This is a genomic window from Paenibacillus sepulcri (assembly GCF_042647105.1).
Taxonomy (GTDB): Bacteria; Bacillota; Bacilli; order Paenibacillales; family Paenibacillaceae; genus Paenibacillus_Z; species Paenibacillus_Z sepulcri.
In genome coordinates, this window is record NZ_JBHRUP010000001.1 from 6,128,492 (window position 1) to 6,144,973 (window position 16,482).

Sequence of the window (16,482 nt, forward strand, 5' to 3'; positions counted from 1 at the left end):
AAGGAACAGCAAGTACCAGGCAGCCGGAAACGACGATGATAATCCGTTTCATGGCTGCCCGGTTTTTTAAACGTTTTGAATTTACCCAAGTCTCACCCTATAAATTCCTGTACGTTACGTTCCAAGTTTGCCCTCCAAGGGCGGCATCAGCCGGTAGTTCTTATGAAGTATGTACAATGCATCATGACGACAACATTCCTGCCGGGCAAAATTTTGAAAAGCAGGCCGCAGGGCTTGCTGCCGCCGCCGGGACATCAGGTGCGGCTCCGGCGGCATTTCACAAAACATTCACGGTTCAACCGTTGTTTCTACAGGGTTCTACAAAATAAGCGTTTGCAATTTGTAAGCGCATTCAATTAGTATTGAAGATACATATTGTATCTTCAGACTGGCTGATTGCCGTTGATCTGTTGATGGATAATCTTGCGGATCTGGTGGGAGGTTGCAGCTTATTTATAACATACTGCTTGTTGATGATGAACCGATGCATTTGGCTGGACTGTCGAATATGTTTCACAAGCTCCGGCCCCATTATGCGGTCTATACCGCCAGAAACGGGAAGGAAGCGCTGAGCTTCTGTACGGAGGAATCCTTTCAGATCATTATTACGGATATTCAGATGCCGATGATGGATGGGCTTGAATTTATCGGAAGCCTGGGCGATGACAATAATCCGCGCAAGGTTATATTTTTGAGCGGATACGGCAATTTCGATTATGCGCAGAAAGCGATCGGTCTTGGTTCCTTTGATTATTTGCTGAAGCCGCTCGATGTCGATCAATTTACGCATGTGCTGGAGAAGGCCGAGCGAAGCATCGAGACGGAGGTCCGGCTGCTGGAGGAGAAAAGGCAGATGGAGCAGAAGCTGCAGCGTGTATTCCCGGTCTATCATCAACGGATATTGAATGGATGGTTAAAGGGAGAAGCCGATACGCCTGCCAAACAAACCGAAGTCGAGGATATTCTCGGTTTCGGCGGAGCCGGCCGACTGCTGCTGACGGATATTGCCTACGATGCAAGCCGGATCCCGCAGCCGGAAGCGAGCTCCTGCAAAATGAAAATCAAGGACGCCATCGGAGATCTGATTGGCGATTACGGCCGATTCTGCAGCTTTTTTCTGGACCAGGATGGCAGTCGGCTCATAACGGCAACGGATGCGCCGCTGTCTGCCACCGTGCTCGAGGCCTTGTCCGGCATTTCGGAGGCTGTTGAAATCGAAGGGCAGACTGGCGGGCTTCGCATGTCCATTGGTATCAGCGTCGAGGCGGCGAATATCGCGCTTGCGGGGCCAAGGCTCGCGGCACAGGCGCGGCATGCCTGCGAAGGCCGGTTTTACGAGCCGGGCAGGCGGGTATTCCTTGGCGTCAGCCCGGATGTATTCGGCGTTAAACAGCCGCAGCCCAAGGTACAGCTGCCGTCCCCGCATGGCAGCAAGGATGCGGCGCTGCTGACCGGCGTTCTTCACAACGGGGATGTGCGCGAACGGGAATCATTCGTCTGCGGCATGTTTGAGCGAATTGCGGCCCCGGGGTGGCCGGAGCCCGGAGAGCTCCTGCGGTATATCGCCGCGCTGTTTGCCGAAGCGGTCGACACGCCTGAATTTCTGGGGCAGGATGAGCTTCGTTCCTCCCTGCTTGAGGTAATTGACAGCCGATTGAAACAGTCGGCCGATATAGAGGATCTGAAGAAGAACGCCGTATCCGTGCTGGGCACGATTGCGGACCGGATGCGGGAATTGAAAACAAGCCGCAAAGAAGCGCTCATTCAGCACTGTCTGGCCTACATTGACGAGCATTATATGGAGGATTTGTCGCTGGAATCGGTATCCGCCGTCTTTCATTTCAGCTCCAGCTACTTCAGCAATTATTTTAAAAGCAAGATGAACATCAATTTCAGTCTCTATCTGACCCAGATCAGACTGGCGAAGGCGAAGGAGCTGCTCGAGGGGAGCAACGACAAAGTGTATCAAATTGCCGCCAAGCTTGGCTATCAGGATGTGAAATATTTCAACCGCGTGTTCAAGAAAGAGTTCTCTCTTACGCCCGAGGAATACCGCACTATATCACGCTCTATGACCCGGCGCTAGGAGGGGCACTATGAAACTGCTGCCTTCGCTGCGGGAACGGTTTATGCGCATGCGGTTCCGCACCAAGCTGATTTTCTTCTACGTGCTGCTTATCTCGCTGCCCTCCATTATTAACGGCTTCGAGCATTACAGCACGAGCTCGGGAATTATCCTGGACAACTCCAGAGACAGCATCCTGGAAATCGTGAAGAAGAACAATGAAATTATCGACATCATTCTCAGCGGAATCGAGGAGCGTACCTTATCGCTCATCTCCGATCAGGATCTGTACGATCTGTTCAATCATGTGACCGACAAGAGCGACCACAGCCTGGTGCAGATGGATAAGAAAGTGACGGCGATTCTGACCAAATATTTTGGCCGGGATCAGGACAAATATACGGCGCAGCTGGTCACCAGCTATTACAGCTTTGGCGGCAACGCCCCGTCGATCACGACAAATTCACCCTTCTTCTCCGTATCGCCCGAGGGCTTCCGGTCCTCGGATATTTACCGCCGGGCGATCGAAGAGCAGGGCAAATTGATCTGGATTCCGACCTACGACTATTCCAGCAAATTCGCCCAGCCGGAGCTGAGGGGCGTCGATCCCAAATTCAAATATATGTTTTCGACCGCCCGGGTCATCAACAGCGCCCCGATTGTGGACGGCGTCATCCGCTCGTTTGCGGCTCATGTCGAGAAGCCGGTGCTGCTGATCAATTTCTCTGAAACGTATTACCGGGATATTCTGAAATTCAGCCTCCCGATCAAGGATTCTTATATGTATGTCGTCTCGGATAAGGGAGAGATCGTCTACCATCCGGACACGGCGAAGCTGGCGACGCTTGATACAAGCGGATGGTTGGATGCCGCCTTCAAGGCGGAGAACGGGACGCTGACCGGAGAGGTGGACGGCAATGAGATGCTGATCTGCTTTGACACCTCGACCGTGACAGGCTGGAAGACGATATCCGTCGTTCCCTACAAGCAGCTGATCCGCGAGCTGCCCGCCATCCGTTATCTGGACCTGATACTCGCGGGAACGCTGACGCTGCTGGCCATTGTTATTGCGTATATCCTATCGGGCTGGCTGATCAAGCCGATCAAGAAGCTGCTGGTCGCGATCCATTTGACGGGAACCGGCGATTTTTCCACCAAGATTCCCGATCAGCCCGACTACGAATTTAATGTTCTGATCAAGAAGTTCAATCATATGAACGATAAAATCCAGGAGCTGATCCGGGAAAACTACGAGGTTACGCTCAGGGAGAAGGAGGCGGAGATTATGGCGCTCAACCTGCAGCTTAATCCGCATTTCCTGTACAATACCCTGAATATCATCAACTGGATGGCAATCGGCAAGGACCAGCAGGCCATCAGCAAAATGATCGTCAGCCTGTCGAATATGCTGCAGTATACGGTCAACAACAAGCAGGAGCCGGTTCGTCTGAAGGACGACTTGATCTGGCTTCGCGGCTATACGCATATTATGGAAAAGCGTTTCGATGGCGTATTTACCATCCAAATCGAAATGGACGGCTTGCCCGAGGAATGCAAGGTCCCGAAGCTGTTTCTTCAACCGATAATCGAGAATGCCATTATTCATGGATTTGAGGATGCGCGCTCCGGAGGGCTGATCGTCATCAGCGGCGAAGAGTCTTCCGGCGTGTTGTGCTTCAAGGTGGCGGACAACGGTAAGGGGATGGACAAAAGCACGGTGCAAAAGCTGCTGGACCCGCAATCGGATGGCATCGGGATCAAAAACATCGAGCAGCGGATCAAGCTGCTGTATGGAGAGGATTATGGGCTGAAGATAGACTCGGCGGAAGGCGAAGGGACGGTCGTGACGATCAGGCTGCCGCTTCAATTCTAGGTGCGCCGAGCAGGTTGGATGTTTTGCATGGATGCTACTTCGAAAGGACGATACAAGATGAAACCGAAATCGCAGCAGTCCACATTTCATGAACAATCAGAACGCGCAAAAGGCGACGCATCCTTTTCTGATCGTTTTGGGGAAGAAACTAACTTTGCCTCCAGAGGACGGAGACAGCCGTTTCTTCTTGCGGCAGCGGAGATTCAGGATGATTTCTGGTCCGATTATATCCGGCTTGTCCGCGAGGTGGTTGTGCCTTATCAATGGGAGGTTTTGAACGACCGGGTGCCGGGGGCCGCGCCGAGCGGCGCGATTCGCAATTACCGCATCGCCGCGGGCGATGAGGAGGGAGAATTCTACGGGATGGTGTTCCAGGACAGCGATGTGGCCAAATGGCTGGAAGCCGTCGGTTATTTGCTGGGGACTGCACCCGATTCGGAGCTTGAGCGAGCGGCCGATGAAGTGATCGATATCGTCGCCAGAGCCCAGCAGCCGGACGGTTATCTGAACACCTATTTCACGGTAAAGGAGCCAGCGGGCAGATGGACCAATCTGGCGGAATGCCATGAGCTGTATTGTGCCGGACATCTGATCGAAGCGGCTGTGGCCTATTACAACGCAACGGGAAAAAACAGACTGCTGGACGTCGTATGCCGGTATGCCGACTATATCGGCACCGTGTTCGGCACTGAGCCGGGCAAGCTGCAGGGCTATGACGGCCATCAGGAGATCGAGCTTGCGCTGGTCAAGCTCTACCACGCCACCGGCGAAGAGCGTTACCTGAAGCTGAGCCAATATTTTCTCGATCAGCGCGGGGCGCAGCCTCATTTTTACGAGAAGGAGCTGCAGCAGCGCGGCGGAACGGTTCATTTTCCGGAAATATCGGTGACCCGCGATTATGCATACAGCCAGGCTCATCTTCCCGTCCGCGAACAGGCGGCGGCCGAGGGGCATGCCGTCCGTGTCGTTTATATGTGCGCGGGCATGGCGGATGTTGCCGCTGAAACCTCTGATGCAAAGCTGCTTGAAGCCTGCGCAAAGCTGTGGCGCAATATTGTCTCCAAGCGGATGTACATTACAGGCGGGATCGGTTCAATGGCGCATGGGGAATCGTTCACGCTGGACTATGATCTGCCGGGGGATACGGCCTATGCGGAGACCTGCGCCTCGATCGGCCTCATCTTTTTCGCCCGCCGGATGCTGCGGCTTGAACCGAAGAGCGAGTATGCCGACGTGCTGGAACGGGCTTTGTACAATACGGTTCTGAGTGGAATGTCGCAGGACGGCAAACGATTCTTTTATGTTAATCCCCTGGAGGTTTATCCGCATGCGCATGGCAAGAACAGATTGTACGATCATGTCATGCCGGAGCGCCAGGGCTGGTTCGGCTGTGCCTGCTGCCCGCCCAATATCGCCAGGCTGCTCGCCTCGCTGGGGCAGTATATTTACGGCACGCAGGATAGAACGCTTTATACGCATTTGTATATCGGCAGCAGGCTGAAGTGGCAGCTGGACGATCAACATGTGCTGATCGAGCAGAACTCGCGTTATACACAGGAAGGAACCGTCAGCTTCCGGGTCGTTCCGGAATCGCCGGTTTCCTTCCGGTTGGCGCTGCGGATACCGGATTGGTGCGGGGAAGCAGCTTGCCTTGTGAATGGCATTCCTCTCGAGCTAGATGAGCTGGTTGAGGATGGATATGCGGTTATTAACCGGCTATGGGAAGCGGGGGATACCGTAGATTTAACATTCTCCATGCCTGTGCTGCGGATGAAGGGGCATCCGCATATCCGCCAGACCGCAGGGAAGACGGCCATTCAGCGCGGACCTTTTGTTTATTGTCTGGAGGAGGCGGACAATGGGCCGGATTTGCATCAAATTGTTTTGCCTGAGGGCAGCCGTCTTGAAGCAAGCCCGGAAGCGCAGCCGGCGGGCGGGATTCCGCACATAACCGGGCAGGCCCTCAGGCGGGGCGGCGACGAATGGAATGGAGCCTTGTACCGCAGCGGTGTGAGCGGGCAATCGAAGCCTGTTGAGGTCACATTCATCCCCTATTACACTTGGGCGAACAGGGGAGCAGGCGAAATGGCGGTATGGATCAGAGACTAACCGAAAAGCCGGGTCAGGCTTCAGTCCAGCCCTGTTTCCAGCTGAATTGATACCTCTATGATTCCCGGCCTAACGTACAACACTCCGCTGGCAGTCTCCTTATTGTGCGTCAGAGGAGTTTCCTGTTGAACGGGATGTTGACGGCTATTACACCGACTTACCTCAGCGTGGGGAGAGCCCCGCGAGGCGCCGAAAGTAAACGGGAGCACATTCTGAACCGCTGCTATCGCGGGGCTGAAGGTGCTTTTTCGTTTTTAAATGATAGTTGTGCAAGGCGCGGCTTTAGATAGCTCTGATTTGCCGAAAGCTGCCGCGTATGATTGCGCTATCTGGACCGGGAAAGAAACAAGGCTTCTTTGCTGCCGCAAGCAAGCAGCCGGCTGACGGCATACTGTGCATTGTACTATGCAGGTAGACTGGTCGACTGGGCCGTGGATCTCTTCTTTGTTTCGTTTTCCCCTATAATCGTAAACCTTATACGGATTCCGCGCATTTAAACTATTTTTTCGTGCGAACGGTATCAGATGCGGCTTTTTTGTGTTTGAATGAGAGCGGAAATAATAAAGAAGAGCTTGTGCCAAATACTTGGGCCGAATTCTTGATAGACGGGACCTGGAGAAGGACAAACAGCAGGATTTGCGCTATAAAGATAACGGATCATGATTAATTGCCGCCAAAGCTTTATTCCCCCTTCTGCGTTAGGGTATAATGGAACAAAATGGAGAAAAGGGAGGCGGACTATGAACAGGCTTTCTTCTATCATGGGGGTTATCATCATCCTGCTAACCTTTGTGCTCGGCTCGGATTTCAGCTTCACCAAGGTTAAAGCCGCTTCGGACCTGTCCACGCTTGGGGAGCTTAAAGACCATGTGAAGCAGCAGCTGCTGCTGCAGAAAACCGAGATGAATATTGATTATTCAGGGAACAAAGATGAGCTCTCGGCTCATATTGCGAGCCTGCTCAAGGAAGCCTTCGAAGCGGATGATTATACGGCGTATATCGTGGATTCTTATCTGTATGCGGTTCATACATGGGGCGGAGACGCCAATATCAAGCTGACGGTCAAATACCGGGAGACCCCGGAGCAGAAGCTTATCGTGCAGGAGAAGGTCCGTGATCTGCTGCCCGACATTATACAACCATCAATGTCCCAGAGGGAAAAGGTAAAGGCGATCCACGACTGGATCGTGCTGCATCTGGCGTATGACGAATCCCTGCAGCGTTATACGGCCTATGAGGCGCTTGAATACGGGCAGGCGGTATGTCAGGGCTATGCGCTGCTTCTATATCGAATGCTGTCCTCAGCAGGTATCGAATCCCGTATGATTGAGGGCAAAGTCGGTGAAATCAGCCATGTCTGGAACTTGGTCAATATCGATTCCGACTGGTATCATCTGGATGCAACATGGGATGATCCCACACCGGACCAGGCTGGAGTTGTCAGCTACAATTATTTTCTGAAAACCGACGCCCAGATGAGGATCGACCACCAATGGGTCAAACGCTATCCTGCTGCTGTCACCAATGATTCAGCCGCTGCTGCTTCCAACATCTCTTAGCCTGCCGCCTTCGAGGATAAGGATACTCCCTAAACCAAAAGCAAATACTATTCCGATCAAATAATCTTGACTATTCAGCTTAATAATCGAAAATGATATCTCTCATCGTTACGGATGACCCGGATTCGGGTGAATCGCTGGTTAAGACGGCACCGCGGGTTAATCCGGAGGCTGTGGCATCCAACTGATCCGGGCTCATATCATCCATGAATGGATGATCGCTCAGGCCTGCTGACAAAGGATCCTGAAGAGGAGCATGGTCGAAAACCTCTCCTATGGGCCGATCCAGCCATACCTGTGTCTGCTGCTCATGCCGCTCGGTTAATTTCATGATCTGGATGTCGGGCTGAACGGTTTCATTCGTAAGGATAAGCGAGGCCGTTTTCTGGGCAATCATCCACGCCTCCTTTCGTTTGACCAGCTGAATGCTGACTTTACCAAGTGCCAGCCCATTACAGCCAGGCTGCAAAATCGTCACCCCGTTTACCTCATCGGTCAGCAGCTGGTGCTGATGGCCGGTGAGCAGCACATCCACGCCTTCCAGCTCGGTGCACATCGCATACGCCTGATTCTCGCCGCTTAAAGCTTCGACGGCTTCTCCAGTATCCGGATCCCGCTCAAGACCGCCATGATAGGAAATGATCATGACGTCCGGCTTCTCCACATTCCGTATAAGCTCCACCCATTTCTTCGCTGCGCTCAGCGCATCGATGAAGGTTAACCCGTGAATAAATTCGGGAATTTCCCATTGAGGAATGAAATGTGTCGTAAGACCAAGAATCGCTACTTTGGCTTCTTGACGAATTTGTCTGATGAGATAAGGCTGGCCGAACGCCGGCTGCCTGGTTCGGGAATCGATGATATTGGCAGACAGCCACGGGAAAGCCGAGTCATGGACAGCCTGCCGGAGGATTTCAAGGCCATAGTTGAAATCGTGATTCCCGAGCACCGCAGCATTGTAGCCCAGATGATTAAGGGTCATAATGGCAGGATGAATGCCCGACCGGTTATATTTGACAAAGTGGTGCATCAACGGCGTTCCCTGCAGCAGATCGCCATTATCGATCAGAAGCAGCTGCGGATCCCGCTCACGCTCCTGCCGGATCATAGCAGCCAGCTTCGCCAGTCCCAGATGCTTGATTTGCCGGCTTTGGTAGTCCGTGGGGTAGATATGGCCATGAATGTCGCTTGTGCAAAGTAAAGTGAACGACTGAGTATCCGTATGCGCCATTTTTTGTAGGGGCTCCTTCTTCAATTTTGCTTTTCAAAAGCGCAGCAGCATGAGTACGGGTCTGTACTAGGTTTGCATAATACGAAGAAATTATGAGCCGCTTTACGAAAAAAAATGTGACGTAATTTGGCCAAATAAAAACAAGGCGGGCACAATCCGGTTAATTCGGATAATCCCGCCTTGTTTTCATGTCTATAGGGCTTATGAGAAGAAACTTGCCGTGTCACCAAAGGGAGGGAAGTTTCTTCTTGAAGACACAGAATCAAAATAGAAATTCAAGCTGCTCCACGGCTCCGCCGGCAGCGGAACGAGTCTGGCGCAATTGCTGTTCGGGGGGCATGGAATCCGCTTGTAAATCCCTGCGGCGCTGCGGTCGACCGGACAAGCCGTATTGCTCGAGCAGCTTATGCACCATCTCCATCAGTTGATCCGCATAAGCGCGGTTGGCGTATGCGCCCGGAAACAGATTGCGGTAAGCGGCAAGAAGCTGGGGGAAATGGAGCTCCAGCATATGCAGATACCAAGTTTTCACGTCAGGAGACAGACGCAGCAGGGAAGCGTGCGCGAATGCGGTGCCGTGGTCCCGGGCGGCGGCAATCAGCTGCTCAAGATCCCTGCCGGAGTCGGTCAGACAAGGGAGAATCGGAGCTATGAAAATTCCGGCCCGAATGTCCCGCTTCATAAGAGCTTCGACGGTTTCCAGTCGTTTGGCCGGAAAAGGGGTTGCGGGCTCCATCTTGCGTGTAACATCGGCGCGCAGCGTGTTGATGCTGATGTTAATGGACGAGATGCGCATCTCTGACAGCAGGTCGAGGTCGCGCAAAATGAGCGGCGAGCGCGTAGTAATCGAGGTGAGAATCCGGTACTTGGCCAGCACCTTAAGGATTTCCCTTGTTATCATCGCCTTGCCTTCAATGGGCTGATATGGGTCGGTTGCCGTACCAATTGCAATCAGACCGATCTGATCTGCAGCTGCATCGAGATCTCCGCCGAATTTTTTGGCTTTTTTGGCCAACTGGGCTTCAAGCGCTTCTGCCGCGTTTTGCTTGATCGTGATCCGGTTTTGAAATTCATCGTCGGCTTCCCGGCCGATAAAGCTCTGAAACGCACGCGCATAGCAGAAGCTGCAGCCATGGGTGCAGCCGCGGTACGGATTAATGGACCATTCGAACGGCATTGATTTGGCAGTGACTTTATTCAGCGTTTGCTTCGCCACCGCGTATTCATATATTTTTTTCGCCAATTTTCATGTACCTCTTTCTTGGATTGGGAACGGATTGCTCCATGCAGCATAATCAGCTGAGGACAGAACATTAACCGGAACATATGTTTGATAGAACAACTATACCAAACGTACGTTCGCATGTAAACAGGAAGATAAATCCGGGATTATTCATGGAGAGGCTTGGATTCATGCATGCAAAAAAGGACAGCCCCTACGAAGCAGCAGCTCGCTTGGGGTCTGTCCTTTTATATTCGGCTATTGGTGTACAACCTGACTGGATGCCCAGCAATCAAGGAATGAAGAGATTGCCGAGCGATTAAATGAAGCAGCAGAGGCTGCATCCTGCATATCCGGTATAAACTTAATCGCGGTTTCGTGAGGTCATTTGCTGCCAGACGGAGCCGGCGGCTTCTTCGCCGCGCTCGATCCTCTCAAGCGCAATCCGCGCCTGCAGGCTGACTTCAAACTCGGAATCCGCAGCAGCCTCACGCAGCGCCTCGACGGCTGTCTCGTCTCCGGCCTCGTAGAGAAACCGGGCCGCGCGCCAGCGGACCAGCTTGTTGCGGTCCAGCAAGGCCTCGATCATCGGACCGGTGGCCGAAGGATCGCCCAGATCCGAGAGCGTATCGCCGGCGGTGCGCCGTACGGAAGCGGAGGAGTCGCGCAGCGCCTGAAACAACAGCGGCAGCGCCTCCGGCACGCGCAGATCGCCCAGATAAACGACGGCCAGTCTGCGGATGGAGACGTTGTCGTCGGCAATTGCCTTGGCGAGCAGCGGCAGCATCGCCGGCTCCGGCGAAGTGCGCGAGAGCGCCTCGTAGCGTACGCTCCAGTCCGGCGAAGCGAGCCGCTCGGCAAGCTCGGCCGCCGTCAGCGGGGCGGGCCGCACCGGGGCCGCCGCCGCTTGGGCATCGCCGCCGCTTTGACCGGCAGCGGCGGCGGCGGCCACAAGCTCGTCAAGCCGCTCCTGCGGGTAGGCGGCTTCGAGCTCCTTCACGAGCTCCGCGGCAATCTCCTCGGGCTCGCCGTAGCGGATCCCGAGCTCCTCCAGCTTGCGCTCGCGAATGAGGGAAGCGGCAGCCGCGGCGGTTACCGCTTCTGTGAATGCCGCAGGCAGGGCGGCCTTGATCTCGCGGTCCCCCATACGGACGCGCACCTGCATCGGGATGCCGCGGTACATTTGCACCGATGCGTGGGCTTCGCCATAATGCTCCTGCGATATCCCGCCGCCTGCTTCCTGCGCGTCTTCGCCGCTTTGCAGCAGAGCCCGCGCCTCTGCCAGAATTCGCTCCCAGTCGGCACCCGGCTTGCGGTCCAGGGCAATGAAATCCGCGGTGCGGAACAATCCGCGCACTCCGTCTATGTCCAGCAGCCCGCGCAGCTGCTCCTGCGCGTCGCCTGCATTTTCTTTCTTATAGCTGAGCCGTTGTCCCTGCGGAAGCTTCTCGTCAACGTTGAGCTTCATGGAATTGGGGCTTGGCGTCGGTTCAATGGATAATAGCTTCATGATAATGCCTCCATTTCGGATTGTTTCATTCCCTTACAAGTTTAAACCATTACCGATTCCATCACAAACGTCTCCAGGCGGTACGATGCCAATGGCATATCATTTATCGTCTGAAAATTGCCATTAAGTTTTATGCAAAACTATCAGGATATAGTATATTATTTAGTAGGACTGACACTGGGCAGAAGCAAAATCTGTTACGAAACAAGGGCAGGAGCAGATAATGATGTCGATTTATTCAGGGCGGAGCATACGTTTCAAAATATTCATCGGTTACCTTGTAGTAGTCTTATGTCTGGCATTATCCGTTTTCCTCGTCTCGACCCGTATCTCATCGCTGCAGAACGAAATTGATTTTATTTCTGATCACGATATCGAAGTTCATAATCTGACCAATGAAATTGAGAAGAAATTTCTTAATATGGAAACCGCACAGCGCGGCTATATCATTACAGGCGATACCAATTATCTTTCCCCTTATAATGAAGCGATAGACAGCTGGAAAGATGATTATACCCGGCTTTATGCTCTTCTGACCGATAATGCCAGCCAGCAGGACAGACTTGCGAAGCTGAAAGTAACGCTTCAGCATTGGATCGATATTGCCGGAGCTCCGACGATCGACATGAAGAGAGAGAATAAAACAGCCGAAATTTTTGAATTTTTCAAGACGGATCCGGGCAAAGCGGATATGGATTCGATCCGTTCCCAGTTTGAGGATTTCCGCGCAACGGAGAAAGTGCTGACAAGCGACCGCGCGGAGCGGCTGAAAGAGCAGAATAATATTTTGAAAATCGGAATGTACAGCCTGTTGGTCATCGTCGCCTTGATCTCGGTCGCGGCTGCCATGATTATTTCGCGGGCGATCGTGAACACGATCAAGGAAGTGACCCGGTCAATCGGCGAAATCGCCTCTTCCGGCGGCGACCTGACCCGGAGAATTGAAATCAAGACCAGGGACGAAATCCGCGATCTTGCCATTGCTACCAACAACCTGCTGGAGTCGCAGGAGCAGCAGAACTGGAAGCAGATGAAGCTGACCGAGGTGGTCAGCATGTATCAGGGGGTAGGAGATCTCGATTTGCTGGCCCCGCTTTTTATTGCCAAAATAACGCCTCTCCTGGATGCCTCTTACGGTGTGTTTTATATCCATAGCGGTCAGGGCGAGCATTTCAGGCTTGTCAACAAAGCCTCTTATGCCGCGTCAGGCGCCGAGGTTGGAGCAAGGAGCTTTCGGCTTGGTGAAGGCCTTGTGGGACAGGCCGCAAGAGATAAAAGGATTATTCAGCTGGACCGGGTACCCGGCGATTATATCCAGATCAGCTCGGGACTGGGACAAACCGCTGCAAGCCAGATTCTGATCGCTCCTGTGGAGTTCGAGGGAGAAGTCGTGGCCGTTGTTGAATTGGCGACGCTCGGGGCCTTCAATGACCTGCAGCTAAAGCTCCTCAGTACAGTTCTGGAAACCTTCGGGACGACGATTAACAGCGTTGAAAGCCGGATGGAGGTTGAGCGGCTGCTGAAGGATTCCCAAACGATGACCGAGGAGCTGCAGGTGCAATCGGAAGAAATGCAGACGCAGCAGGAAGAACTGCGCGTTGCCAACGAGCATCTGGAGGAACAGAACCGTTTTGCCGAGGAGAAATCCAACGAGCTTGAGAAAACGCGCATTGTGCTTGAGGAGCATGCGGGCAAGCTTGAGCAAAGCTCCATCTATAAATCGCAGTTTTTGGCCAATATGTCGCATGAGCTGCGCACCCCGCTTAACAGCATGCTGATCCTGTCGCAGATGCTGGGTGAGAACCGCAATGGCACGCATACCCCTGAGGAGCAGGAATATGCCCGCATTATACATTCGGCAGGCCAGGATCTCCTGACGCTGATTAACGATATACTGGATTTGTCCAAGGTCGAGTCAGGCAAAATGGACATTGTCATAGAGCCCATGAATATGACGGAGCTTCCCTCCATGCTGGAACAGCAATTCTCCAAAGTGGCGGAGCAGAAAGGGCTTGACTTTGTTATCGAATGGGGGCCTGATGTTCCCGAGCTGTTCTATACCGATACGCAGCGGCTGCTGCAAATTATCAAGAACCTGCTGTCCAACGGCTTCAAATTTACGGAGAAGGGCTCGGTTATGTTCAAAGTCAGCAGGCTTGACGCCGAGGAAATGGGCAGATTGCTTGGGGTGGACAAGAGCAGGGTGGAATATGGGCTGTCAATTTCCGTTACGGATACGGGAATCGGAATCGCGCCGGACAAGCTTACTCTCATCTTCGATGCTTTCCATCAGGCGGACGGCACCACGAGCAGGCATTACGGCGGAACGGGTCTTGGCTTGTCCATCAGCCGCGAATTTGCCAAATTGATCGGCGGGGAAATAAGGGTCGAAAGCGAAGAAGGCGCAGGAAGCACCTTCACTTTGATTGTGCCTTCCAAGGAACAGGAGATTGTGGAGCTGCTTGCCGCTCAGGCGGAATTTATGGCTGCGGAAGAGAAGCAGGCTTCTGGCGGTGGTGGCTCTGTGGAACAAGCGGCTGCCGTTCATATGGAAACTTCCGGTTTCAAGAAGAAGAAGATCCTTGTGGTCGACGATGATATCCGGAACGTATTCGCGCTGACGAATGCCTTGGAGAACGAAGGAATGAACGTGCTGTCGGCTCAGGATGGGCAGGAATGCCTGAGTATTTTGCAGACAGAGACGGATATTGATATGGTGCTGATGGATATCATGATGCCGGTAATGGACGGATACGATACGATGAGGGCAATCCGGAGAATTCCGCGCCTGGAGCAGCTGCCTATTATAGCAGTTACGGCCAAGGCGATGAAGCAGGACCGCGAGAAATGCCTGGAGGCGGGTGCGTCGGATTATATCAGCAAGCCGCTTGACATGAATCAGTTGTTCTCCCTGATGCAGGTATGGCTGAGAAAAAGATCGTAGTCAAAGCTTGAAAATAGAGATGGCGGAGATTGACGTGATTTCTGAATCTTCAAAAACGGGCGCAGAAGTGAAGCTCGCATGGGAATAATGCGCCTTCATGTGTTATAATGGTGTGATGAACTAGATTTTGGAGTGAAGGACGGGATCACACACAATGATTAGTACAAGCGGCATTACGCTTCGCTACGGCAAGCGGGCGCTATTCGAAGATGTGAATATTAAATTCACGCCGGGCAACTGTTATGGATTGATCGGCGCCAACGGAGCGGGCAAATCGACGTTTCTGAAGATATTGTCCGGCGAGGTTGAGCAATCGAGCGGCGAAGTTCATATTACTCCGGGAGAGCGCCTGGCGGTCCTGAAGCAAAACCATTACGAGTACGATGAGTTTCGTGTACTTGAGACGGTCATCATGGGCTACAAGAAGCTGTTCGAGGTAATGAAAGAGAAAGACGCCATCTATTCCAAAACGGAATTTACCGATGAAGACGGGATGCGCGCCGGCGAGCTGGAAGCGGAATTCGCCGATATGAACGGCTGGGAAGCGGAGTCCGAAGCGGCCAGCATGCTGAACGGTCTGGGCATTCCGCCGGAGCTGCATGACAAGACGATGGCAGAGATCTCCGGCAACGAGAAGGTACGGGTCCTGCTCGCGCAAGCTTTGTTCGGAACGCCGAACATTCTGCTGCTCGATGAGCCTACCAACTACCTCGATATGGAATCGATCCACTGGCTTGAGGATTTCCTGGGCAATTATGAGGGCACCGTCATTGTCGTTTCTCATGACCGGCATTTCCTTAATCAGGTATGTACGCATATTGCGGACATTGATTTCGGCAAAATCCAGCTGTACGTGGGCAACTACGATTTCTGGTACGAGTCCAGCCAGCTTGCTCTCTCCCTGATGAGGGATTCGAACAAGAAGAAGGAAGACAAGATCAAGGAGCTGCAGGCGTTCATTCAACGCTTCAGCGCCAACAAATCCAAGTCGAAGCAGGCAACTTCACGTAAGAAGCTGCTCGACAAAATTTCACTTGACGACATTCGTCCGTCGAACCGCAAATATCCGTTTATCAACTTCAAGCCGGAGCGCGAAGCGGGCAAACAGCTTCTGCTGACCGAAGGGCTGACGAAGACAGTAGACGGAGTTACGTTGATCGACAACTGGACGCTGGCCGTCAACAAAGGCGATAAGATCGCTCTAGTTGGTCCGAATACGCTGCCTAAGACGGTGCTGTTTCAGGTGCTGACCGGCGAGCTCGAGCCGGACTCCGGAAATTATCAATGGGGCGTCACCACGACACAGGCTTATTTTCCGAAGGACAATGCGGCCTATTTTGATGGCGTGGAGATGAACCTTGTCGACTGGCTTCGCCAATATTCCAAGGATCAGGATGAGAGCTTTATCCGCGGCTTCCTGGGCCGGATGCTGTTCTCGGGGGACGAAGCGCTTAAGAAGGCAAGCGTATTGTCCGGGGGTGAGAAAGTCCGCTGCATGCTCTCCAAGATGATGCTTTCGGGCTCGAACGTACTGCTGATGGACGAACCGACCAACCATTTGGATCTCGAATCCATTACCGCGCTGAATAATGGTCTCATTGATTTTGACGGTACATTGATCTTCACCTCGCATGACCATCAGTTCGTCCAAACGATCGCGAACCGGATTATCGAAATTACGCCAAACGGGGTAATTGACAGGATTATGTCCTATGATGAATACCTGGAGAATGATGAGGTCAAGGCGCTTCGCGAGCGGATGTATCCGCCCGAGTAAGATCTATCCTTGAGCAGCATAATGGTCTGGCTTGTCTCGAATGATCAGGCCGGCAGCGGAGTGGTTGAGTTTCCTCTTATGAGGAGGCTCAGCTGCTTTTTTTTGTTGATCCGGTAATAAGTAAGTGCTCTATGCCTCCTTTGGCAATCGATTGGATCGGTTGCTGAAGCAAGCGAAGGAAGGGGACGGTGA

At 53.0% G+C, this 16,482-nt stretch carries 10 protein-coding genes; 7 read left to right on the forward strand and 3 right to left on the reverse strand.

Translation table 11 applies throughout. The features are described from left to right. The first annotated feature begins 35 nt into the window (after positions 1–35). From ACFOLF_RS26720 to ACFOLF_RS26740, 5 genes are all read left to right on the forward strand, one after another. On the forward strand, positions 36–329 hold the full coding sequence (locus tag ACFOLF_RS26720) for a hypothetical protein (protein WP_210045467.1): 294 nt from the start codon (positions 36–38) through the stop codon (positions 327–329). A 113-nt stretch (positions 330–442) separates the two neighbouring features. Next, positions 443–2,086, forward strand: coding sequence for a response regulator transcription factor (locus ACFOLF_RS26725; RefSeq protein WP_210045468.1), 1,644 nt, complete (start codon positions 443–445; stop codon positions 2,084–2,086). Positions 2,087–2,096: 10 nt separating this feature from the next. Next, positions 2,097–3,938, forward strand: coding sequence for a sensor histidine kinase (locus ACFOLF_RS26730; protein ID WP_210045469.1), 1,842 nt, complete (start codon positions 2,097–2,099; stop codon positions 3,936–3,938). Between the two features lie 57 nt (positions 3,939–3,995). Beyond that, positions 3,996–6,047 (forward strand): glycoside hydrolase family 127 protein, encoded by a 2,052-nt coding sequence (locus ACFOLF_RS26735; RefSeq protein WP_210045470.1) that lies wholly within the window; start codon positions 3,996–3,998, stop codon positions 6,045–6,047. A gap of 740 nt (positions 6,048–6,787) precedes the next feature. Continuing rightward, positions 6,788–7,606: a transglutaminase domain-containing protein gene (locus ACFOLF_RS26740; RefSeq protein ID WP_210045471.1), complete on the forward strand. Its 819-nt coding sequence runs from the start codon at positions 6,788–6,790 to the stop codon at positions 7,604–7,606. A 79-nt stretch (positions 7,607–7,685) separates the two neighbouring features. On the opposite strand, the gene ACFOLF_RS26745 is transcribed toward ACFOLF_RS26740, so the two are convergent. The 3 genes from ACFOLF_RS26745 to ACFOLF_RS26755 all read right to left on the reverse strand — a co-directional run bounded on the left by ACFOLF_RS26745 (position 7,686) and on the right by ACFOLF_RS26755 (position 11,569). Further along, a complete protein-coding gene (locus ACFOLF_RS26745; protein WP_210045472.1) occupies positions 7,686–8,837 on the reverse strand; it encodes a metallophosphoesterase in 1,152 nt (383 codons plus the stop codon). Positions 8,838–9,099: 262 nt separating this feature from the next. Beyond that, positions 9,100–10,080 carry an SPL family radical SAM protein gene (locus ACFOLF_RS26750; protein ID WP_379112930.1) on the reverse strand — a complete coding sequence of 327 codons (981 nt, stop codon included), beginning with the start codon at positions 10,078–10,080 and terminating at the stop codon, positions 9,100–9,102. Positions 10,081–10,423: 343 nt separating this feature from the next. After that, complete coding sequence (locus tag ACFOLF_RS26755; protein ID WP_210045473.1) at positions 10,424–11,569, reverse strand: conserved virulence factor C family protein; 1,146 nt, start codon at positions 11,567–11,569, stop codon at positions 10,424–10,426. 223 nt (positions 11,570–11,792) lie between these two features. Here ACFOLF_RS26755 and ACFOLF_RS26760 point away from each other — a divergent pair, with 223 nt between their 5' ends. Together ACFOLF_RS26760 and ACFOLF_RS26765 are read left to right on the forward strand one after the other, a co-directional pair. Beyond that, complete coding sequence (locus tag ACFOLF_RS26760; RefSeq protein ID WP_379112927.1) at positions 11,793–14,513, forward strand: CHASE3 domain-containing protein; 2,721 nt, start codon at positions 11,793–11,795, stop codon at positions 14,511–14,513. A gap of 154 nt (positions 14,514–14,667) precedes the next feature. Continuing rightward, complete coding sequence (locus tag ACFOLF_RS26765) at positions 14,668–16,290, forward strand: ABC-F family ATP-binding cassette domain-containing protein (protein ID WP_210045474.1); 1,623 nt, start codon at positions 14,668–14,670, stop codon at positions 16,288–16,290. The last annotated feature ends 192 nt before the right edge of the window (positions 16,291–16,482 follow it).

What these genes read in the sequence shown, in the direction of transcription:
- ACFOLF_RS26740 (WP_210045471.1), top strand. Translation starts at nt 6,788, where the DNA reads ATGAACAGGCTTTCTTCTATCATGGGGGTTATCATCATCCTGCTAACC.
- ACFOLF_RS26730 (WP_210045469.1), top strand. Translation starts at nt 2,097, where the DNA reads ATGAAACTGCTGCCTTCGCTGCGGGAACGGTTTATGCGCATGCGGTTC.
- ACFOLF_RS26765 (WP_210045474.1), top strand. Translation starts at nt 14,668, where the DNA reads ATGATTAGTACAAGCGGCATTACGCTTCGCTACGGCAAGCGGGCGCTA.
- ACFOLF_RS26760 (WP_379112927.1), top strand. Translation starts at nt 11,793, where the DNA reads ATGATGTCGATTTATTCAGGGCGGAGCATACGTTTCAAAATATTCATC.
- ACFOLF_RS26720 (WP_210045467.1), top strand. Translation starts at nt 36, where the DNA reads ATGATAATCCGTTTCATGGCTGCCCGGTTTTTTAAACGTTTTGAATTT.
- ACFOLF_RS26745 (WP_210045472.1), bottom strand. Translation starts at nt 8,837, where the DNA reads ATGGCGCATACGGATACTCAGTCGTTCACTTTACTTTGCACAAGCGAC.
- ACFOLF_RS26755 (WP_210045473.1), bottom strand. Translation starts at nt 11,569, where the DNA reads ATGAAGCTATTATCCATTGAACCGACGCCAAGCCCCAATTCCATGAAG.
- ACFOLF_RS26735 (WP_210045470.1), top strand. Translation starts at nt 3,996, where the DNA reads ATGAAACCGAAATCGCAGCAGTCCACATTTCATGAACAATCAGAACGC.